This window comes from Laceyella tengchongensis (assembly GCF_900182735.1).
GTDB lineage: Bacteria > Bacillota > Bacilli > Thermoactinomycetales > Thermoactinomycetaceae > Laceyella > Laceyella tengchongensis.
Genome location: NZ_FXTU01000010.1, coordinates 1 through 23,808, shown reverse-complemented (window position 1 = coordinate 23,808; position 23,808 = coordinate 1). Strand labels below are relative to the sequence as shown.

Below are 23,808 nucleotides of genomic sequence, written 5' to 3'. Positions count from 1 at the left end.
AGGGTGTGTCTGATAAATAGGCCAGCGACTCCAAAAACATTTTCTCATTCGCTTCACGCGTGGCGAGGCCTCCTCGAGAAAAGGTTTTATCCGCCGCTTCTTCCCCACTAACTTGATTTGCCAGACACACCCTAATAAAGGTTCTATCTTGCAAAACCACAGCGTATGCCAACATAACGTAAAAAAACTCATTTTGAATAGAGTTTTATTTGTTGATTAACGAAATCAGCATTTCGTTAATCAATTTAGGCGGCAAATGCTGTTTTTCATCAGAGTATTTCAATTCAGTTCATCTCTCATCGTGCACAAGCCTTCAACACGTGCGCGTCAAAGGGGTTCGGATCACCGCACTCACACAAAATTAAACTAATTGTCATTAACTTATCTATTTTAATGCCCCTTTATATATTTATTAATCATAAAATAATTAAATAAATATTATATTTGTGGAGGAACGAAAGTGAAACAAGTGCACACAGACCTTGATGTCATCATTATCGGTTCTGGATTGGGCGGTCTCACCGCTGGAGCGTTATTGGCCAAAGCGGGAATGAAGGTGTCCGTTTTAGAACAGCATTATGTGGTTGGGGGGTGCGCCCAGTCTTTCCGAAGGGGCGCCTTTCTTTTTGACGCGGGAATTCATTTGATCGGCGGATGCGAACCTGGAGGGATCATTCATTCATTGTACGAGGAGTTGGGCCTATCTGGTGACATTGAATTTTTGGAAGTAAACCCCATGTTCCACCTCAAGCTAGGCACCCGTCATTATGAGATTCCTGCCAACCTCGACCAACTGTCTGCGTTGATGGGGAAATGGTTTCCCGCAGATAAAAAGGTGATTGAGGAAACCATCGCAGAGATTAAGCAATTGGGAACCATCATCTTGCACGATCAGTTTCAACAGGAACCCCATGTTCTCCAGCGACTGATGGAAGTAACCCAACTGTCTTTCGCCCAGTACTTGCATGGGCGTTTCTCTCATCCCCATGCTACATTGGTACTGGGAGCATTGCACCCCTATGGCGGTGTACCGACCAACCAATTGGGCACCCCGTTTATGATGGCAATGATGGCTTCTTATCATCATGGTGCGTATTATCCGCGAGGAGGTTCGCAAACGATGGCCAATCTCTTGCGCGACTATATCGAATCAAAAGGCGGGATCGTCCAACTCAATAAAAAAGTGGCAAAAATCCTGTTCGACGGCAAGCGCGTCACGGGCGTGCTTGACCATAAAGGAAACTGTTACCAGGCAGACACCGTGATTTCCAATGCCGACGTCCGAACAACGCTGATAGATCTTTTAGGCGCGGAACATTTGCCTTCCACTTACCTACAAAACATGAATCAAATGATGCCTTCCCACTCGGCGGTGATACTATACGGAGCGGTGTCCAACCATGATACCCGATCTCTTCCACACGAACTGTTCCTCTTTCCCGATCGAGAATTGGAGACAGAAGCACAATACTTGTATGATCCACTGAACCCGGAAACAGACCCCTGTATCCTTGTTTGTTGCCCTTCTTCCGTTGATCCCGGATTGGCCCCCGACGGATATGCAATTGTGACATTTATGTCCTTGTGCTCAGCCTCCCATTTGGAAAATGCTCGCACCCAACTCGGAAAAGAAGCGATTGAACGCCATTATGTGGCATTAGTGGAGAAAAAACTTCCAGGTATTCAAGAAAAATTGGTTTTTCAAGAGTTCGCCACCCCGAAAACGGTTGAACGGTACACATCCAACCACAACGGAGCGATTTATGGTTGGATGAAATCTGCCACCCAACCTTGGACAGACAACATGGGGCCCGCCACGCCGATCGAGGGATTGTATTTGGCCGGTCATTGGACACCTAACACACATGGAGTCATCGGAGCCGTCAAATCAGGAAAAATCACCGCCAGCCACATTCTTCAGTCGAGATGAAGTCCTCGATAAATGAGGAAATCGATATAACTCCCTTTGATACACAATGATATGCAATGATATGAAAAAGCCACAAAGCCAATGGAATGTGGCTTTTTCACATATTTAGAATATCGCTTTACGGTAGGCGTAGCTCCTCTGCTAATCATGGTTTTCGTCGCTCGAAACTGCCAAACATGTTTGGTTTACGCCAAAAGGGATCGATGTCGAAACTAGTTCGATAGGGAAAGGACAGACCTTTCCCCCTATCTTGGTACGTCCAGAAATTCATCATCATCGATACGGAGAAACAGGTGTTGCGAAAAACCGAATAAAAAATGTAGGGGTAGAAGAAGCATCCATCAAGTTGATGCTCCTTCTACCCCTATTCTTTGGTTGATCGATGGCTGAAAAAGGGGGGGCACGAAGATAAACAGTTCTACTGGGCAGACTTCTCACAGACAATCAAATAAAACCAGCCAGATAGGTTGTATTTGTTTGTTTCTACTCTATAACTATTGTCCCATTAAAGAACAAAAAGAGAAAAACGATGATCAAGATAGCATCCAAAATAATAAACAACATAAAGCTCGTTTTTTGTTTCCATTCCAGCTTTTGACCTAAAATGTTTGTGCCAAAGAAAAGGATCGATGTCAGTACTGCGTATATCAAAACCACATATTGTATTGCCATAATTATCCCTCCGTTTTAAGATGCTAGACAAGAAAGCAGATCGTTGTAAACAAACTACGTATTCGGATAATAAAACCCATCGAATCGATCTGTTTCTCAGTGAACCAAGTTTGCCATCCATCGATCATGATCATATTGAAGTTGATCAGTTGCCCCAAATATATATTCGTAAATAAATTAATTTTTTTGTCAAAAATACGTCAATTTCTACAAAAGGTTACCTCCATGTATCATCTTAAGACTTTGATCAAAGCGTTGTGTGAGTAAGAAAGGTTCCCCAATTTTAAAGGGAGCCTCTTCTTGCAAATCACAAAAATGACTTCGACATTTGTGTTTGTATGTATTGAAGTTCTTATTGTTGAATTTTGAAAATAGAACGACTTCTCACCCAAACATCATCAAGTTTAGAATGCATGAGAAGCCAATGATGTATAACGGATATGCTTACTGCTTAGGCCAGCAAGTTGCGGTTGGAAACCAAAAGCAGATGCTAACATATTGGGCCTGGGACAAATTTTGATCAGTTGAGCCACCATAAGCATTTAACTATCACATGTGTTGTTCTTTTTAATCTTCACCATTTCCATCCATAATAAATAAGCTCCCCACTCAGGAGAGCTTTTCTCTCATCATAGACTAATTCGTAGGCCGGGTTGAAACCGGGGATCGAGATAATGGGCAGGATCGGCGCTGAGCAAACGAACAATAGTCTTTTCCCGTTCATTATGCTTGCGCACCAGCATGGGCACCCCCTCGATCTCCACTTCTTCCAACGGTGTTTGTGATTCATCAAAAAAAGCGAGTTCCATCGGCACCACCGCATAATAAATCACTGCAAAATCTCCCCTTTGGACTCAGCGATCATCCGGTTCAATTCCGCTAGCGCATCCGAGATTCCACCCACACGGTCGATCAGCCCATATTTGACCGCGTCTTTGCCAATAACATTGGTACCGATGTCCCGGGCTAAATCCCCAGTCCGAAACATCAACTCCCGGAACTTTTCCTCCGTGACATTCGAATGTCGGGATACAAACCGTATCACGCGATCCTGCATTTTCTCCAAATACTCAAAAGTTTGGGGCACACCGATCACCAAACCGGTCAATCGAACTGGGTGCACAGTCATTGTTGCGGTTTCCGCAATGAAAGACGTGTCTGCCGCCACAGCAATTGGCACGCCGATACTGTGTCCTCCCCCCAATACAATCGAAACGGTCGGTTTGCTCATGGAAGCGATCATTTCGGCAATGGCCAGTCCAGCCTCGACATCGCCGCCCACGGTGTTGAGAATGACGACCATTCCCTCGATTTTGGGATTTTGCTCTACTGCCACGATTTGCGGAATGATATGTTCATACTTGGTTGTTTTGTTATGCGGAGGCATGACGAGATGCCCTTCCACTTGTCCGATGATGCTCATGCAGAATACATTGGATTCCAGTTGTGGGACATTGGTTTGCCCCAATTGCTGGATAGCTTGCAGCGTGGCATCCTTTTTCTTTTGCTCATCCGCCCCCTCCGCTGGCCGCTCCGGATTCACTTCAGGCGATTCAACTTGGTCATTCTTTATATTCAAACGATCTTCAGACATGTGCTAATCCCTCCAACCTCGTGTCCCTGTTAGTATGGTCGGAAGGAAGGGTTCTTATTGCACCCGCAGGGAAAAACGGCGACGACACGATGTAGCATGAGGGTGTCATCGTTTTTCATAGAGATAGAAAGTGCAACTATACTTGTTCTGGTCATCCCGAAGATGCCGGCGTGAAGCAACTATTTCCCAGACACCCGGCAGAGGTGGGAAATAGGCGTCTCCTTCAAACTCATGTTCCACTACGGTGATGAAGGCTTTGGAGGCGATGGGGGCGAACAGTTCGTATATTTCTTGGCCACCGATGATAAAGGCAGGACGGGAGAAGGTGGCCGCCATCACCCCGTCAAAATCCATCACGCGCACTTCGGGAAAGTCGCTCAAAAACGTACGCTTCCTGGATAACACAATATTCTCCCGGCCCGGCAACGGTTTACCAATCGATTCAAATGTTTTTCTACCCATGATGACGGTGTGTCCCCATGTCACCTTTCGGAAATGCTGCAAATCTGCGGGCAAGTCTCTGCCCCAAGGCATGTTACCGTCTTTTCCGATTACGCCGTTGAGATCCTTGGCCACGATCATATAAAACATGTGAGTTCCTCCGTTAATAAATGTTCGCCATCATTCGTTTCCGTTAGATTGGGAAACGACTTCCACATACTTGCGCAACAACGTTTCGTCAAACGGGAATTCGCCGTTGGCGATCTTGAGTCGCAAGCTGTCCAGCGAACTGACTGCCTGGTGGATCAATTCTCCTGGATAAGACCCACCATGGCCAATTGGTCCGGCAACCTGGCCATTCCATCGTAAGCGGCTTCACAGGAACCTCGCTGAAAGAAACCGATCTTTCTGGTGCCATCGTCGAATAACTTTCATTATATCACCCTTGCCAAAAACGATTTATGTATAAAATGAAAAAATCATAACAACATTCAAAACACCACAAATCAGGACAAGGGGAGTGAACGTCCAGGCTTATCTTAACTGTACTGGCTCACACGCGCTAAACGATTGACCGAATACTTATGGCTTCCTTCCCCTGCCGAAGATAAATGACAGGGCTAGAATCGTTCTTTCAAGCCCTGTCACTTTGTCTTACGGCCCTAATGATATCCAGCACGTTTGCAGGCATCTTGGCCCCTTCAGCCTCATTGGAAAGTCGAAAATTCATTAACAGGGGCTTCAAGACATGTTCATTGAGCATATTACTATCCGCCAATTCGTTCAAGAATAGTAATACGGCGCGAATGTTGGTACCTCGTAAATAAAACTCCCTCGTCCGCAGTTCTGTGCGGGTACCGATTTCCTCAATTAAGCGCTGAAACGGATCTACGAACTCCTGGTTCTTCCCACCACCGCTCGGTGTCTCATCCTCCCTTGCCCCCGGCGACGCGGACGGCTCAGTTGCCGACAACTTCTTCGGGGAAAGCTGCCGGGCCTTTCTTATCCGCGATGTTTTTGGCTTCCGTCCATCCGCCATCCCACATCCCCCTTTCTTTGCGCAACTGGCCCAACGGAACGTCGGTTTTCCTTATTTCGAGAAAAACCACGCATCTTCATACGGCATAAATTGGCAACAGCATCTTCTTACGCACACACAAAAAAACCGCAGTTCGTTATCATCGAACTGCGGTCTATGGGATGGATTTCCCCTTAGTTTTTCACCAGCAACCCTTTGTTCCCCACTTCTTCCTTGAGGAGGTTGGCGAAGGCGTCCACCGTCATCGCGCCTAGATCCCCTTCACCATAACGGCGCACCGCTACAGAGCGGGATGCTTGTTCTTTCTCCCCGATCACCAAGGTGTATGGGATTTTCTCGGTTTGCGATTTTCTGATCTTATAGCCGAGCTTCTCGTCACTATTGTCAAACTCCACTCGCAATCCGGCGCCGGTCAAGGCATCCACCACTTCCTGCGCGTAAGTGTCAAACACTTTGCTTACCGTCAGCACGCGAGCTTGCACCGGTGCCAACCAAGCCGGAAATGCTCCTTTGTATTGTTCGATGAGGAAAGCGACAAAGCGCTCCATCGTTCCTACAATACCGCGGTGGAGGACAACCGGGCGGTGCATCTTGCCATCTTCGCCCATGTACTCCAATTCAAAACGCATCGGCAATTGGAAGTCCAGTTGCACGGTAGACAAGGTCTCATCTTTGCCCAACGCCGTTTTGACTTGAACGTCCAATTTCGGACCATAGAAAGCAGCCTCACCTGGGGCAATCACATAGTCCAATCCCATGTCATCCATGGTCTCTTTCAACATGCCTTGCGCCAATTCCCACATCTCATCATTTTGGATGTATTTCTCCTTATCTTCCGGATCGCGGAAAGACAAGCGGTGATAATAATCTGTGATGCCAAAATCCTTGTACACTTGCTCGATGAGCCGCACCACTCGGGTAAATTCTTCTTTGATCTGATCGGGACGGCAGAAGATGTGGGCATCATTCAAGGTCATCACCCGCACCCGTTGCAAACCGGCTAGGGCCCCCGACATCTCATAGCGGTGCATCATGCCCAGCTCAGCGATCCGGATCGGCAGGTCGCGATAGCTATGCAACCGGGATTTGTACACCATCATATGGTGCGGGCAGTTCATTGGCCGCAACACCAACTCTTCTTGGTCGATCTTCATCACCGGATACATGTCTTCTTTGTAATGTTCCCAATGGCCCGAAGTTTTGTAGAGATCCACGTTGGCCAAATGGGGAGTGTACACATGCTCATAACCCAAACGCTCTTCCAAGTCCACAATGTAACGCTCGATGATGCGGCGGATTTTGGCCCCTTTCGGCAACCAGATCGGTAAGCCTTGACCCACGTCTTTGGACAAGGTGAACAAGCCTAATTCTTTGCCCAGCTTGCGGTGGTCGCGTTGTTTAGCCTCTTCCAACAGCTTCAAATGGGCATCCAGTTCTTCTTTTTTATTGAAAGCCACGGCATAGATGCGGGTCAGCATCTCCCTGTCGGAATCCCCACGCCAGTATGCCCCGGAAATGTTCATCAGCTTGAATGCTTTCACCTTGCCAGTAGAAGGCAGGTGTGGACCGCGGCACAAATCAACAAACTCGCCCTGACGGTAGATGGTGATCACTTCATCTTCCGGCAAGTCTTGAATCAACTCCACCTTAAAACGATCCTCCCGCTCGGCGAAAAACTTGATCGCTTCGTCGCGGGACAGCACTTCGCGCTCCAACGGCAGATTTTCCTTGATGATCTTCTTCATCTCTGCCTCAATTTTGGGCAGATCTTCCGGAGTGAAGGTATGGTCAGCAAAATCATAGTAAAACCCGTTTTCAATCACCGGACCGATCGCGAACTTGACGCCAGGATACAGGCGGGACACCGCTTGTGCCATAACATGGGCCGCAGTGTGGCGCATCACGTCAACCCCCTCAGCATCCTTTAGGGTCAACAGCTCCAAATCGCCACTCTCTTCTAATGGGCGCATCAAATCCAACACTTTTCCGTTCAGTTTGGCGGCCACCGCCTCCTTGGCCAAGCTGCGTGAAATGGACGCGGCAATTTCCTTAAACGTGGTGCCAGCTGGGTATTCTCTCTCCGAACCATCTTTTAGCCTGATCTTCAGCTGTTCTGCCACTGTTAAACACCTCTTTTTAGGTAAAATAAAAAACGTCCCCGCCGCCTCATTAAATGAGGGACGAGAACGTTGTTCCCGTGGTTCCACCCTAATTTGATGGGTTCCCCGACTAATAGGGGCAAACGCCATCCTTGTTGGTGTATAACGTACACCCCGGCCATCATTTCATAAGTCGCCTTACTCCCTGATGGCAGCTTGGAAAGTGGTATCCGCTAAAAGTCCTATGGGCGCGCTTGCAGCCACGGCAACGCCTCTCTGGTGCATAGGTTTCTTTAGGGCATGTCTTTCCGCATCGCTGTGAAAAATAAATTTGTTTATGATTATAGTCCCCCATTATAGCGTTGTCAACCATGTTTGTTTACTTTGGCGGCGCAAGTGTTAACACTTACGCTACCAGCACTTCACTTGATCAACACTTTGCTCCGGCAGTGGTCGATAATCTGTTCCAAGTTCCCTTTGTAATTCGCGGCAAACCGTTCTATCGTCTCCCGGTAAAATAGGGTGCTTTGATAACGGATCAGGATGAGGAGTTCGCCGTTCTCCACAAAGATGTTGAAATCCATTTTGTAAGGCCATTTGGTGAGCGGATTGATTCCCTGCCCCACGGGCATGTCAGACAAACGATACTCTTCTTTCTCCATATCCCGCACAAATTCACCTTGATAGTTGAAGTTGATCTCCGCTCTTGGCGGCAGGCGCAACGCTTGTTTGAGGGCAGGGTCCGTCAAATATTTCATGATGCCGTATCCCACACCTTTGTGGGGAACTTGGCGCAGGGCTTCTTTCACATTGTGGATGGTGCGTCTCAGATCTTCCCGGTCCGCTTCCAATACGACCGGATAAATGGAGGTAAACCAACCAACTGTGCGGGTGAGATCCACCCCATCGATGATTTCCTCACGGCCGTGCCCCTCCAGATCAACGGCGACCTTGCCTCCGACCCATTCCGATACCGTTTGTGCCAAGGCAGCCAGCAAGAGGTCGTTCACCTCAGTTTGATAGGCACGATGCGCATGTGTAATCAACTCTTTGGTTTCCTCAGCGGGAAGGCGCATGGTGATCGTATGCAAGTCTTGGAATAAATACGTTTCCATCCCGCGCTTGTCAATGGGTAGTTTCGGCACCCGTTCAGCCGCCATTCGCTCCCAATATGCTCGCTCTTTCAGGAAGTCCGCAGAGTTCGCATAGCGGGCCAATTGATGGCTCCATTCTTTGAATGAAGTCGTTTTGGCCGGCAAAACAATCTCCTTGCCCGATAGCGCTTGTTCATAAGCACTGTCCAAATCCTCAGAGATGATCCGCCATGATACTGCATCAATGACCAAGTGATGGATGATCAGAAGCAGATAATCCCCGTCATCCGCATGAAAGACGGCAAGCTTGACCAAGGGTCCCTCTGCCAATTTGATCGAACGATGAAGGCGGTTAGCTTCTTGTTCGATGCGTTTGGCTATGTTCGCCTCCCCCGCCAAGTTAAACTCCTCCAAGGTGAAGTGCACTCCGTCGCGTCCGCGATTGAAGAGGCGAATGCGTTCCCCCTCCCGCCGGCAAACCATCCGCAACGCATCGTGGTGTTCAGTGATTTTGATGAACGCCTTGCGCAAAGCGGCCGATTTCCAGCCTTCTTTCCGCTTAAGGATAATCGCCATGTTCCAATGGTCAACCGTTTCGTTCATGTCAAAAATCCAGTGCTGAATCGGAGTTAATGGGACTTCTCCGACAACAAGATCCTGTACAGACTCCTTCTCCACTGTCCGCAACGCAGGGGCCAACTCCGCGATTGTCGGATGCTGGAAGAGATCCTTTAAGCGCATTTTCAGCCGGTTCTGTGCGAGGCGGGCCGCCACCTGCATCGCTTTGATCGAATCACCGCCCAATTCAAAAAATGGATCGTGCACACCTACGCGCTCAAGATGGAGCACTTCTTGCCACACCTCAGCCAGCACACACTCCACCGGGGTTCGTGGTGGCACATACTCCCGAAGCGCGCTTCCCGTTTCTGGGGTGGGTAAAGCCCGCTTATCCACCTTGCCGTTGGCCGTGAGCGGAAGGTCAGCCAACTCCACAAAGTGCGTCGGCACCATGTAATCAGGCAATTCTTGGGCCAAATGCGCCCGCAAATCTTCGATGGAACAATCATGAAACGTCGTGTAGTAAACACACAATTCCTGTCTTCCATCGGGCATGGCCTGCGTGAGCGCAACGGCCTCTTTCACCGCCTCATGCTGCAACAGGCGCGCGCTAATCTCTCCCAGTTCGATGCGATATCCGCGAATCTTCACCTGATCATCGATCCGTCCTAGGAATTCCAAGCTCCCATCTGGCAACCACTTGACCAGGTCTCCGGTCTTGTAGAGTCGCTCACCCAAGTCAAACGGGCTTTCGACGAACTTTTCCGCTGTCAACTCCGGAAGATGCAGGTATCCCCTAGCTAGACCGACGCCGCTGACGCACAGCTCACCTGGCACTCCGATCGGTTGCAATTGATGGTGTTTGTTCAAGACGTAAACGCGGTGGTTGTCAATCGGCTTCCCGATCTGGATCGGCTGATCGGCTTTCAGCTCACAGCTTGTCGTCACCACGGTGTTCTCAGTAGGTCCGTAATTGTTGATGACAGCATATGTTTGCGGAACCATCCGTTGCAATCGGTCACCGCCGACAAGCAACGTTTTCAGCGTGCGGTTGGGCAATTGCATGAATTGCTCCGCCACTTGGGTCGGCAAAAAGCTGATCGTCACTCCTTGTTTCTCCATGTAGCGATTGAGAGCTTCTATTTCATAACGCAATTCCTCGTCAATGATGATGAGGGCCGCTCCCGCTACCAAAGTGGGGAAAATCTCCCAGACGGAGGCGTCGAAACCAACTCCGGCATATTTGGTCATCCGGTCTTCTTCCGTCACATGAAACCGGCGGTTATGCCAAGTAACCAGATTTACTAACGCTTTGTGCTCCACCATCACGCCCTTTGGTTTTCCTGTTGAACCTGATGTGTAAATCACGTACGCCAGATCATGGGGGTTATGAGACAACGCCAGTTCCTCTTCCGCACCTCCGCCATAATCAAAGACATCCAAGTCTAATTGCCGGACGCTCGCCAACGCGGGAACGTCGCCATGCGTCAACACGATTTCGGCTTCGCTGTCCGCCACCATATAGCGAATGCGTTCTTCCGGATATTGCGGGTCTATGGGCAAATAAGCGGCTCCCGCTTTCAAAATGCCCCAAATGCCAATGATCATCTCGATAGAAGGCTTCGTGAGCAAACCTACGATCTGCCCCCGAGCAACTCCCATTCTATGAAGCGCTCCGGCCACGAGATTTGCCCGCCGGTTTAATTCACGGTAAGTAATCCGCTTTTGCCCATGGATCACTGCGGTTCGGTCGGGAACCAGGCTCACGCGCTCGGCAAACAATTGTGTGACAGTGCGTTGATGTGGATAAGGTGCTTCCGTTCGGTTAAACTCGTACAGGACTTGCGTTTTCTCCATCTCTGTCATCAATTCCACCTGACTGACCAGCAGTTCCGGCTTCTTGGCTACCTGCTCCAAAATATGTGTAAAATGCTGTGTCATGCGGCGGATGGTCGCTTCAGAGAACAAGTGCGTGCTATACTCGACACTTCCTTCCAACGCTTCCCCTTCTGCAATCACCCAACTGAGGTCAAATTTGGCTTTTTGCCACCCCCACTCAAATGGGTGGACTTCCAAATCCGGCAACGACAAACGGGGAGCTTCCAAATTCTGCACGGCAAAAACCGTGTCAAACAATGGATTGCGGCTCATATCCCGTCTCAGTCCCAGCTTTTCCAACAAGTCTTCCATGGGGTAGCTCTGATGTTCCATCACATCGAGCACCCGTTCCTTCACGTGATCCACCAGCTGGCGGAACGATTGATCCTCCCGCACTTGATTGCGTATCGCCAGCGTGTTGGCGAACATCCCGACGATCGGCTCCATCTCGGCATGCGTGCGCCCGGCCAGCGGGGTGCCAACAACGAAATCATCTTGCCCCGTATATTTGTTAAGCAATACGCAGTACGCCGCCAACAGCACCATATACAAGGTCGCACCCGTTTGGCTGGCCACCTTGCGCAAGTTCTCGGTGGTGTCAGCCTCTAAGTGAAAGGCGAATCGCTGCCCTTCAAAACGTTGCACGGGTGGACGCGGCCGGTCAGTCGGTAGCTCCAAGACGGGCAAATCCCCTGCAAACATCTCAAGCCAAAACGCCTCGTGACGGCGGCGGGCCGCTTGCGCAGATTCACTTTCCTGCCACATGGCAATGTCTTTGAATTGCACCGTGGGAGCAGGCAACGTTTCACCTTGATACAGTCGCATTAGATCGCGAATCAAGATGTTGACTGATACCCCATCACTGACAATGTGATGCAAGTCAAGCACCAGCACGTGTTGATCAGCATTTAACCGGATTAAGCCGACTCGGAACAACGGTGCCTCATCCAAGGCAAACGGGCGAACGAATCGCCGGAGTTCAGCCTCGGCTTCCACTTCGTCCTGCGCTTCCATCCATTCAATCGCGAAAGGCACGTGGGTGTGAATCTTTTGCTTCAATGCCCCACCGATCAAATGGAACGAAGTGCGCAAGCTTTCATGCCTTTCTATTAACTGCTGGCACGCCCATTGCAATCGCTCCTCTTGGAGTTTGCCATGCAGGCGGAACGCTAACGGCATGTTGTACCCTGTGCCTACTCCTTCGAGTTGGCTCACCACATATAAGCGTTTTTGTGCGGATGTGACAGGATAATATTCCTGCATTGGCGCCACTGGAATCGCTTCTTTCGCATTGGCCCGACCATGGATGAATTCAGCTAACTCCTTGATCGTGGGATGCGCGAACAACTCCCGTAGCGAAAGATCTACCCCCCACTCTTCTTGCAAGCGGGCCGTCAAAGCCATCGCTTTCAACGAATGTCCACCCAAGGCAAAGAACGAATCAGTGCGGCTAACATGCTTTACCTGTAACAGCTCTTGCCAGATAGCTGCCAACTTCTGCTCTGTAGGAGTGGCTGGTGGCGTGTACGCTTCTGCTTTAGAATCCCCACTCGGTTCCGGCAGGGCCTTTTTATCCACTTTGCCATTGGCCGTCAGCGGCATCTGTTCCAATGGAACCCAATGGGAGGGAATCATGTAATCAGGCAATTCTTGCGCCAGATGTGCCCGCAACTCGGCGATGTCGCAAGCTTCTTCCAATGTGAAGTAAGCGCACAGCCTTCTTTCTCCATCGGTCCCTTCCCGTGCAAGCACTACCGCTTCCAGAATCGCCGGGTGCTGCAAGAGTCTAGCCGTAACTTCTCCTAGTTCAATCCGATATCCCCTGATTTTCACCTGCTCATCGACCCGGCCGATAAACTCGATCTGGCCATCAACCGTCCACCGTACCAAGTCTCCGGTTTTATACATTTTTTCCCCCGCCGCAAACGGGTTGTCTACAAACTTTTCCGCGGTCAGGTCAGGACGATGCAGATAGCCGCGGGCCAAACTCTCCCCGCTGACGCACAACTCGCCGGGCACACCGACCGGTTGTAACTGGCCGTCGCGATTGATGACATACACCCGATTGTTGGCGACCGGCTTGCCGATGGTTATCGCTTCGCCCGGCTTTACCGATCCGCTCGTCGTCACCACTGTATTTTCCGTTGGGCCGTAATTGTTGACGACGACATAAGGGCGCGGCTCCACTTGTTGTAAACGGTCCCCACCGACCAACAGCGTCCTTAAGGAATGGTTTTCCAAGCGCATGAACTGTTCGGCCACCGGCGTGGGCAAAAAGCTGATCGAGATCCCATTTTCATTCATATAACGGTTTAAACCGATCACATCATGGCGCAGCGACTCCTCAATCACATGAATGGTCGCCCCTGCGATCAAATTTGGGAAAATCTCCCAAACCGAAGCGTCGAAACCGAGGCCCGCGTACTTGGTTGATCTGTCTCGCTCCGTCAATCCAAATTCCCGCACATGCCAGCAGGCGAGGTTGACCAGCGAGCGGTGTTCCACCATCACCCCTTTGGGTTTTCCGGTCGATCCGGAAGTATAAATCACATAGGCCAAGTCGGTAGCTTCATTGACAAGGGGCACGGACGGTACCTCGTTGCCTGATAACTGTAGTTCATCCAACGTCAAAACGGGTGCGTCTTTGACCCGTTCCTTGATCCCCGCGTGCGTCAACGTGAACGGCACTCGGCTATCCTCCAACATGTACTTGATCCGCTCCGCCGGATACGCCGGGTCGATCGGCAAAAACGCGGCCCCCGCTTTCAATACACCCAATATGGCCACAAACAAATCAAGTGATGGAGAGAACATCAATCCGATGATCTGCTCCCGTTGCACGCCCCGGTCACGCAACTGCTGCGCTAATTCATTGGATCGCCGATCCAGCTCGCTGTAGGTGAGTGACTGTCCCTGATGCACTACCGCCGCATGCGTTGGCGTGCGTGACGCTTGTTCCACGAACAATTGATGAATCGGTTTGTCTTGCGGGTAAGGGTGAGCCGTCTCATTGAAAGTCCCTAGCAGAAGCTCTTTTTCCGCTTCAGTCACCAATCCGATGTCCCGCAAGCGCATCTGCGGCCGTTCCACGATTTGCTCAATGATATGGATGAAATGACCGATCATGCGTTGAACCGTTGCCTCCGTAAACAAATGAGTGCTATACTCAACGGTCCCTTGCACTTGCTCGCCTTCCGCCATCACCCAACTCATGTCGAATTTCGCCTGTTTCCACTCCATTTCAAGCGGCGTCCATGTCAATCCAGGCAAAACGAGTGCGGACAAGTCCATGTTTTGCACGGCAAATAGTGTGTCAAACAACGGGTTGCGGCTTAAATCGCGGGCAAGTCCCAGCTTTTCCACCAATTCTTCAAACGGGTAGTCCTGATGTTGCATCATTTTCAACACGCGTGCTTTAACTTGGGCCAAAAATTCAGCAAATGTCTGCTCAGGCTGGTGTGTGTTGCGCACAGCCAGCATGTTGACGAACATACCGGCTACAGGTTGCATGTCTGCGTGGGAGCGGCCTGCGATGGGGGAACCGATGATAATGTCTTCTTGCCCAGTGTATTTTGCCAATAGCACATGGTAAGCGGCCAACAGCAACATATACAGGGTGACATTTTGTTTTTCCATCAATCGCTTAAGTTTACGCGTCAATTCCTCGTCCAGCGCAAAGGTCGCATATGCCCCATCAAACTGTTGCACGGGGGGACGCGGGAAATCGGTCGGCAATGCCAACACCGGCAACTCTCCCGCCATTTCCTGTAGCCAAAATGCTTCGTGACGCTTCCACTCGGCACGCACTGCATCACTTTGTTGCCACACAGCAATATCTTTGTACTGCAACGGAAGCGGGGGCAGGCGCTCCCCTTCGTACAGCCGCACCAAGTCTTGGAACAAGAGATTCATCGTCACTCCGTCGGCGATCATATGATGCAGATCCATCACCAACACAGCTCGCTCCGGTGCAAGGCTAATCAGCCCTACTCGAAACAGCGGTGCCTGATCCAAAGCAAACGGTCGGACGAACGAACGCAACTGATCCCGCATTTCCTTCTCAGACTCCGCCGTCATCTTTTGGATCGCAAATGAAACGTCCTGATGCACTTTTTGTTTTAGTTTCCCCTCCACCAGATGGAAGGAAGTGCGCAAACTCTCGTGCCGGGCGATTAACTGGCCGAAAGCTAGCTCAAGCCGCTCCACTTCAAAACGTCCCTGCAAATCAAAAGCCATGGGCATATTGTAGCTGACACCCGATCCCTCCAGCTGGCTGACCACATACAACCGTTTTTGTTGGGAAGATGCAGGGTACCACTCCTGCTTCGGTGCCGGTTTGATCACCAGCTGTTCCGATTCTCGGCTTGCCTGCACATAGCTTGCCAGATCCCTCACCGTCGGCCGCGCAAACACTTCTTGGAGCGGCAAATCGACACGAAGTCGCTTATGCACTTGTGAAGCCATAATCATCGCTTTAAGCGAGTGCCCGCCCAATTGGAAGAAGTTTTCCGTCACACTGACCCGCTCCAGATTCAACACCTCTTGGAAGATCTCCGCCAAGCAGGCTTCCAGCTCATTCGCTGGGTGGACATAATCGGCTTCAGTCCGCAAGCTGTGCGTGGGCTTGGGCAAGGAACGCTTGTCGATTTTCCCATTGAACGTAAGTGGTAAATCAGCAATCTCCACAAAATAATCTGGCACCATGTACTCCGGCAATCCAGCCTGCACATGCTGGCGCAATTCGGACATTTCGCATGGCTGTCCCAACATGACATAGGCACATAAGTATGAGTGCCCGTGCTCATCTTTGTCTGCGATAACAACCACTTTTTCTACTGCGGGATGCTCAAACAGTTTGACTTCGATTTCTCCGAGCTCAATACGGTGGCCGCGTATTTTCACCTGGCCATCCATCCGATCGATATACTCTATGTTGCCATCGGGTAGCCACCGCACCAAATCCCCGGTGCGGTACATGGTTCTGCCCTGCTCAAAAGGGTCGGGCACAAACCTTTCCGCGGTAAGCTCCGGCCGGTTGAGATATCCCAAAGCCACTCCGTCGCCACTGACGCACAATTCTCCTGGCACGCCGATCGGTTGCAACTGATTAGATTTGTTCACCACATAAAGCTTGGTCGCATTGACAGGCTTACCGATGGGGACCGTTTGCCGCTCCAGCCAGTACGGTTCACACCGATACATGGTCGCATACACCGTGCCCTCAGTGGGGCCGTAGGCATTGACAAGGCGATCATTGCCCAACACCGCCAACGCTTTGCGCACATGCTTGAGTGAGGCTTTTTCCCCACCAAATATCAGTTTCCGCAAATCGGCGAGGGCGGAGACGTTCAGATCGACGATGGTGTTAAACAATGCCGTCGTCATAAAACAGATGGTGATTTTCTCTTCTCGAATCAATGCCGTTATTTGATTCAAATCAAGCAAAACCTCTTTGGGCGCCAACACCAATTTTGCGCCGTGAAGCAAGGCCCCGAATATATCAAACACGGACCCGTCAAACGTGAAGTTGGCAAGCTGTAGCATCGCATCTTCAGCGGTGATGTCTACATCCCCCGTCTGAACGATCGTGCGTACAACGTTGTAATGGCATGAGATGCTCCCTTTGGGCGTCCCGGTGGAACCTGACGTGTAGATCACATAGATCATGTCCTCCGGCCCGCTCATAAGCGGGAGGTTGTCCCCCTCTTCCCCGGCCCAGACTTTTTCGTCAAGGATAACAACATCTCCCATGAAAGTGGGCGGCAAACATAGATGCGGCTGTTTCACAATCAAGGAAATATGGCCGTCATCCAGCATGAATTGGATGCGTTCTTCCGGATAATTGGGATCGATCGGCACATAGGCGGCACCGGCCTTAATGATCGCAAACATGCCGATGATCATCTCCAAAGAGCGCTCCGCCATGAGGCCGACCAACTGGCCTCTTACCACCCCACGTCTGCGTAGCACGCGAGCCAAGCGATTCACCACGGTATTCAACTCCCGATAGGTCAGCTGGCGGGTGCCCATCTTGAGCGCGACATGGTCGGGTGTCCGTTCAACCTGCTCTTCAAACAGCTGTTGGACCGGTTTATGTTTGGGATAGGGACGTGTTGGTGGATTGAAGTCAACCAGCAATGTCCGCTTCTCCTCTTCGGTTACCACTTCGATCTCAGCGATCGGCAGGTCGGGGCGCTCCACCACTTGTTTTGCAATATGTGAAAAGTGCCGGAAAACCTGGTCGACAAACGACGCAGTGTAGCTCAACCCATTGTAATGGAACAGGATCTGGCATTTTTCTTCGGGGACCACGATCACGTTGAAATCATAATTGGTTTTGTCGAACGTGCTGTTCGCCCCGCATATGTCAAACCCGATGTGCTCCCGGTGTTTTTCGAAAACCGAACGGTCAAAATCATAGTTTTCGAAAACCATGATATGATCAAACAATTGCTCTTTCAGTTCGGTTCGCTCTTGCACTTCCGCTAGGGAAAGGTAATCAAATGCCTCTTTGTCGAGGGAAGCTTGATGTACCTCTTTGGCTAACTCGATGAAACGTTGAGACCCCACCCCTTTGACGCGAACCGGTACCGTATTGATAAACAAGCCCACAATGTTTTCGATATCGTGAATCTCTTTATTGCGACCCGACACAACCGCGCCGAACAAGGCATCCTCTGTATCGTTGTATTTCTGCAGCAGTATGCCCCAGATGGTCTGAAACAAGTTGTTCAACGTGACATGCGACGTACGGGCCAATTGATGCAACCCTTCGGCCAACGCCGGATCAAGCTGATAAGAGGCCTTTTCCAACCGGTAATCTTGCGGCTTCTCCAGCCCTTGCCGAGGCAACCCCGTGCGCTCATCGAACCCAGCCAAATAATCTTTCCAATATGTCAAAGCCTGTTCTTTGTCTTGCTTTTCCAACCAACGAATGTATTCTCGATATGGTGTGACCCGTTTGGTGGGAATCGGGTGCCCTTTTCGCAAACGGCCATACGTTTCAAACAAATCCTCCAGAATGATCCCCATACACCAACCGTCCGTCAGGATGTGGTGGCTACTAAAAATGATGTGATGATGCCCCTCTCCCATATGGACGACGGTCACGCGCCACAAGATATCTTTGGTCAGATCGAACGGTGTTTCTTGATCTTGGCGAAGTAGCTGGGAAAATGCGCTGGTACGCTCCGATTCCGGCAGATGGGACAAATCCCGCACACCTATTTTGAATTTCCTTTCCTTCAACACAACTTGGCGCGGCTTCGTCATGCCTTTATATACAAAAACGGTACGAAACACCTCATAACGTTGAATCAATACGTTCATGCTTTTTTCTAACAAAGCGGGGTCCAGATCTCCCTCAGTTTTCATGACCATTTGCAAAAAATACGAATTCCCTTGGTCATATAAGGAATGAAACAACATCGCCTCTTGCATCGGAGAAAGGGAGTATATATCCGCCATGTTTTTCTTATCCATCCATATCACCTGCGCTGTCGCATAAATGAATTCCGCCGCCGGTGTCCCTTCGCGCACGCGGACACCGACAGCGGTGATGTGTTTTTTATTACTAGGGCTTTCCACACCCGCTTGCATTAGAACGTGTATGGCGTATCACATTGGCATTGGCCTATTTATCAGCACGTTCTAATCAAGATCCAACTCTGCCAACAATTCTGTGATCTCTTCCACTTCTTCAAACGTCAAATCATTGGCACTAAAGTCGCTTGGCGTATATTCACTCTCTTCTTTGTTCAAGCAGTGGGTGATGATTTCGCGCAACCACCACAGGAACCTATCGGCCAATCTGGTAATGGTTTCATGCCGATGCGCCCCCGCATGATAGTGGAAATGTACCGACAACTGTTGTTCCATCACGATGCCCACGATATTTAGGAGATGTGGGGTCTCAGACAAGGGGCTCAATTCATCCCCTTTAGGCATGGGCGATTGAACAAACGCTTCCGTCGACATCTCTTGGTCAAACTGCCCCAGATAGTTAAAACTCAACTCGGGTTCCATGTTGAAAGGTACATCGTGTTTGTGCGCGGGGTCGGTCAAATACCGCAGGATGCCGTAACCCAAGCCTTTATTGGGAATTTGGCGCAATTGTTCTTTCACTTGCTTGATTGTGTCCGACAATTGCTCCGTTTCCACCTCGATCACCACGGGGAACGTAGATGTGAACCAACCCACTGTTCTCGTCAAATCAAGGTCTTCAGCAATTTCTTCCCGACCGTGCCCCTCCATGTTGACCGCCACGATTTTGCTTTGGTTCCATTCGCTGATGGTCAGAGCCAATGCGGCCATCAGCACGTCATTTATTTCAGTGTGGTAAGCGGCATGCACTTCCGTCAGGAGCTGTCTGGTTTCCGCTTCGGGCAATGTGACCGTCACCGTCTTGCAACCGTTGATCGTCAACGGTTTATCCACCGGAAAATCTTTGGGCAAGGCGGAGACGGACTTCGCCTCAATCTGGCGCCAGTATTCCTTTTCTCGCAACAACTCGGGACTGTTGGCGTACTCCTCCAACTTGCGGCTCCACTCTTGAAACGAACTCGTTTTCGGCGGTAGCTGAATCGGCTTGCCTTGCATCACTTGTTGGTAAGCTGTAGCAAAGTCTTCCAACAGAATACGCCAAGACACTCCGTCAACCACCAAGTGGTGAATGCTGATCAAAAGGTGATCCCCCGACTTCGTCTTAAACAAACCCACCTGCATCAATGGTCCCTCTACGAGACGATGCTGCCGTTGCAATCGTCCGGCTTCCCGCTCAGTGCGCCCCTGAAGATCCAGCTCCTGCGACAGGTCAAAGACGGTGAAGGCAAAATGGGTTCCTTCCAAACCACGGTTGATCTGCTTCAAGCTCTCCCCTTCTTGGTGGTAAACCATGCGCAACGCGTCATGGTGAGCAACCAACGCTTGGAGCACCTGCTTCACCGCATCCGCGTCCCAACCCGCTTCCCGGTACAGCATCATCGCTTGGTTCCAGTGGTGCGCTTCTGTAAATTGCTTATCGAAAAACCACCGCTGGATTGGGGTGAGCGGCACCTCTCCCGTAACCGGCCCCCACTCTGCCGCATGTGGCTCCAACCGCTGAACGCGCGTGGCCAGCTCGGCAATCGTCGGATATTGGAATAGATCATTGATTCTCACTTTACAATCATGTTGCTTCAAATAGGCGACAACTTGAATCGCTTTAATGGAGTCTCCACCCAGCTCCAAGAAATGGTCGTGGATACCAATCCGTGCAATCCCCAGCACCTTTTGCCAGCACGTTGCCAACAATCGCTCGATATCGGTGGCAGGAGGAACATGATCTACCCCCGTCTCCGATGGTTCCGTCGGTTCGGGCAGGGCGCGCTTATCCACTTTACCGTGCGGGGTGAGCGGAATCTTATCTAGCTGAATAAAATGGCTCGGAATCATGTAATCCGGCAACTCACGCGCCAAGTGTTGCCTTAGCTCCGCGACGGTCCATGAGCCCTTCTCCGTGAAATAGGCGCAGAGATAGGAATGCCCACGTTCATCTTTTCTAGCTATGACCACCGCTTCATGGACAGCGGGATGCTCTAACAACCGCGCGGTCACTTCTCCTAATTCGATCCGATGTCCACGGATTTTCACTTGGTCGTCAATTCGGCCCCAATATTCGATGCTGCCATCCGGCAACCAACGGGCCAAATCCCCTGTTTTGTACATACGCTCACCCGGGACGAATGGGTTAGGCACAAACTTCTCCGCCGTAAGATCGGGGCGCCGCCAATAACCACGGGCCAATCCCGCTCCGCCGATGCAAAGCTCGCCCACAACCCCCACCGGCAACAATTGATGTTCGCGATTTACGATATAAACCTGTTGGTTTTTGATTGGTCTTCCAATCGTCACTTTGTCCATATCCGGTGTGAGGCGCGCCAACGTCGCGCAGACGGTTCCCTCTGTCGGCCCGTATTCATTGATAAACGTACGTCCCTGCCCCCAGGTTTGCACCAAATCCATCGTGCAAGCTTCTCCCGCGCTGATCACTGTTTTCAGATCTGGTAATGCTTCATAAGGCACGGTGCGCAATACAGAAGGGGGGAGCGCCGCGGTCGAGATCCGGTTTCGCTTCAGATACTGCGTCAATTCGCCCAACAGGATGTCACGATCCTCGAAATAGAGGGTCGCTCCCGTAAACAAGGCGGGAAAGATTTCCGCCACCGAAGAATCAAAGCTAATCGAAGCGAATTGCATTACTCGGCTGTGTGGTTCAATCTCCCGCAATGGGCCCAGCAGGCCGAGGTTGCACAAACTACGGTGCTCAATCATCACTCCTTTGGGTTTGCCGGTCGAACCGGAAGTATAGATCATGTAGACCAAGTCAGTCGGTTCATTGACCGGGGTCAGATTGGAATCGTCTTCGGCATGGGTTTCATCGGCCACGATCACATGGCCCCGGTAATTGCTAGGAATTTCCGTCCCGCGATTAACCAACAACCATTTTGCCTGGCTGTCTTCAAGCAGATACTGAATGCGGCTTTCAGGATATTCAGGGTCGATCGGCAGATATGCACCGCCCGCTTTCATGATCGCTAACATGGCAATGACACACGCATGCGACCGTTTCATCATCAACCCGACAATCTGGTCACGAGTCACCCCTTGCGCCCGCAACACCCGAGCCAGTTGGTTGGCGCGCCTGTTCACCTCGCTGTAAGTCAGCGCCTCCTCTTGATACACAACAGCCAATTGTTCGGGTGAGCGTTCCACTTGCTCTTCAAACAGCTGGTGCGCCAACGCCCGGTCACGGTAGGGCGCCCGAGTGGCATTAAATTCGTTGAGAATTTGCATTCGCTCCGCTTTGGTTGTCAGTTCAATCCTGTCTAGCGTTATGTCCGGATTATCCACAATCTGTTCCAAAATGTGCAGGTAGTGGCCGATCATGCGCCTTACCGTCGCTTCCGTGAACAGGCTCGTGCTGTATTCCACCATTCCCGTGAGGGATGTGCCGTCGGTGAAGAGCCAGCTCAGGTCAAACTTCGCGCTATTCCATTCCAACTCATCCGGCGTCAGTGTTGCTCCGGGCAACTGCAAGACCGGTGGGGAGATGTTTTGCATCCCGAGTGTCGTGTCAAACAACGGCGTCCGGCTCATGTCACGTTGTCCACCCAGCTTTTCAACCAATTCCTCCAGCGGATAATCTTGGTGCTGGGCCGCTTGCAACACCTTTTCTTTGATCTGCGCCAAAAGCGACGAGAAACTTTCCCGCAACCGGGGCTGGCTACGAATCGCCAACGTGTTGACGAACATCCCCACGATCTCATGCGTGTCCGCATACGAACGGCCTGCCACCGGCGCCCCCACGATAACATCTTCCTGACCGGTATACTTGGCCAGTAACACCGCATAAGTGGCCATCAATGCCATATAGGGCGTCGCTCCCCGTTCTTCCGCCAACTGCTTCAATTTGCCGCTTAATTCTTCATCAATAATGAAGGTGAGATAACTCCCCTCAAAGCGTTGTACCGGCGGGCGCGGAAAATCAGTCGGCAATTCCAAGACAGGCAATTCCCCAGACAATTCCCGCAACCAATATGATTCATGCACACGCTTGGCTTCTTGTGCAGCATCTGATTGTTGCCACACAGCCACATCCTTGTACTGCAACCGAAGCTCAGGCAAGACCTCGCCTTGATACAATTGGGCGAAATCGGCAAACAGCCTCTCCATTGAAACGCCATCCGCGGCAATATGATGCAAATCCCACATCAAGAAGGATTCCCCCGCGTCCACACTGATCACTCCGACTCGGAATAAAGGTGCCTGTTCCAAGTCGAAGGAGCGGATAAACGCTCGCATGATTCGTCTAGCTTCCTCTTGATCAGCGGCTTGCTCATACTCTATGGCAACAGCCGCTTCCGGATGAACCTGCTGTACCAATTCGCCCTCAAGGAGATGGAACGAGGTGCGTAAGGACTCATGCCGTTGCACCAGCTTGGTGACCGCCTGCTCCAGTCGCTCCAGATCAAGTTGTCCCCTGACCCGGAAGAAATACGGCATATGATACCCCGTACCGACCCCATCTATCTGTTGAAGCGCATAGAGGCGCTTTTGCGCAGAAGTGACCGGATAGTGAGCGGCTGGCGGTGCGGGGTTGATTTCCCTATGCGCTTTGTGATCCAATTCCGACAAATATGCCGCCATTTCTCTTACGGTCGGACGAGCGAAAATTTCGCGTAGCGGCATCTCCATATTCAATTCTTTATGGATCTGAGCCGATAACGACATCGCTGTCAACGAATGCCCGCCCAATTCGAAGAAACGGTCATCAATACCCACGCGCTCCTTCTGTAACACTTGTTCCCAGATGCGGACCAGTGCTCTCTCCAAGTCTGTCGATGGCGCCACATATACGCGCTTGCCACTGATGTTCGGTTCGGGCAACGCCCGCTTGTCAACCTTGCCATTGGCGTTAACCGGCAACGCGTCCAGGCCGATGAAATAGGTTGGCACCATGTAAT

At 50.9% G+C, this 23,808-nt stretch carries 9 protein-coding genes; 1 reads left to right on the top strand and 8 read right to left on the bottom strand.

Annotated elements, in window-relative coordinates:
* The first annotated feature begins 460 nt into the window (after nucleotides 1–460).
* Nucleotides 461–1,930: a phytoene desaturase family protein gene (locus QQZ12_RS15155; protein ID WP_284724622.1), complete on the top strand. Its 1,470-nt coding sequence runs from the start codon at nucleotides 461–463 to the stop codon at nucleotides 1,928–1,930.
* A gap of 1,301 nt (nucleotides 1,931–3,231) precedes the next feature.
* Here QQZ12_RS15155 and QQZ12_RS15150 read toward each other — a convergent pair.
* The 8 genes from QQZ12_RS15150 to QQZ12_RS15115 all read right to left on the bottom strand — a co-directional run.
* Nucleotides 3,232–3,435, bottom strand: coding sequence for a YlzJ-like family protein (locus QQZ12_RS15150; RefSeq protein WP_102992638.1), 204 nt, complete (start codon nucleotides 3,433–3,435; stop codon nucleotides 3,232–3,234).
* Complete coding sequence (locus QQZ12_RS15145) at nucleotides 3,432–4,196, bottom strand: ClpP family protease (protein WP_102992639.1); 765 nt, start codon at nucleotides 4,194–4,196, stop codon at nucleotides 3,432–3,434. Before QQZ12_RS15145 ends, QQZ12_RS15150 begins: the two co-directional genes overlap by 4 nt.
* A gap of 105 nt (nucleotides 4,197–4,301) precedes the next feature.
* The gene (locus QQZ12_RS15140) at nucleotides 4,302–4,787 is read right to left on the bottom strand and encodes a dihydrofolate reductase (protein WP_102992640.1); all 486 of its coding nucleotides are present in this window, start codon (nucleotides 4,785–4,787) and stop codon (nucleotides 4,302–4,304) included.
* Nucleotides 4,788–4,817: 30 nt separating this feature from the next.
* Entirely contained in the window at nucleotides 4,818–4,946 is a 129-nt protein-coding gene (locus QQZ12_RS15135) for a hypothetical protein (protein WP_284724621.1), read from the bottom strand.
* A gap of 325 nt (nucleotides 4,947–5,271) precedes the next feature.
* On the bottom strand, nucleotides 5,272–5,676 hold the full coding sequence (locus QQZ12_RS15130) for a hypothetical protein (protein ID WP_284724620.1): 405 nt from the start codon (nucleotides 5,674–5,676) through the stop codon (nucleotides 5,272–5,274).
* Between the two features lie 173 nt (nucleotides 5,677–5,849).
* Entirely contained in the window at nucleotides 5,850–7,796 is a 1,947-nt protein-coding gene (thrS, locus tag QQZ12_RS15125) for a threonine--tRNA ligase (RefSeq protein WP_102992641.1), read from the bottom strand.
* Nucleotides 7,797–8,197: 401 nt separating this feature from the next.
* Nucleotides 8,198–18,892 (bottom strand): non-ribosomal peptide synthetase, encoded by a 10,695-nt coding sequence (locus QQZ12_RS15120; protein WP_284724619.1) that lies wholly within the window; start codon nucleotides 18,890–18,892, stop codon nucleotides 8,198–8,200.
* A 63-nt stretch (nucleotides 18,893–18,955) separates the two neighbouring features.
* Nucleotides 18,956–23,808 (bottom strand): non-ribosomal peptide synthetase (locus QQZ12_RS15115; RefSeq protein WP_284724618.1); only part of this gene is annotated, 4,853 nt, incomplete at its 5' end.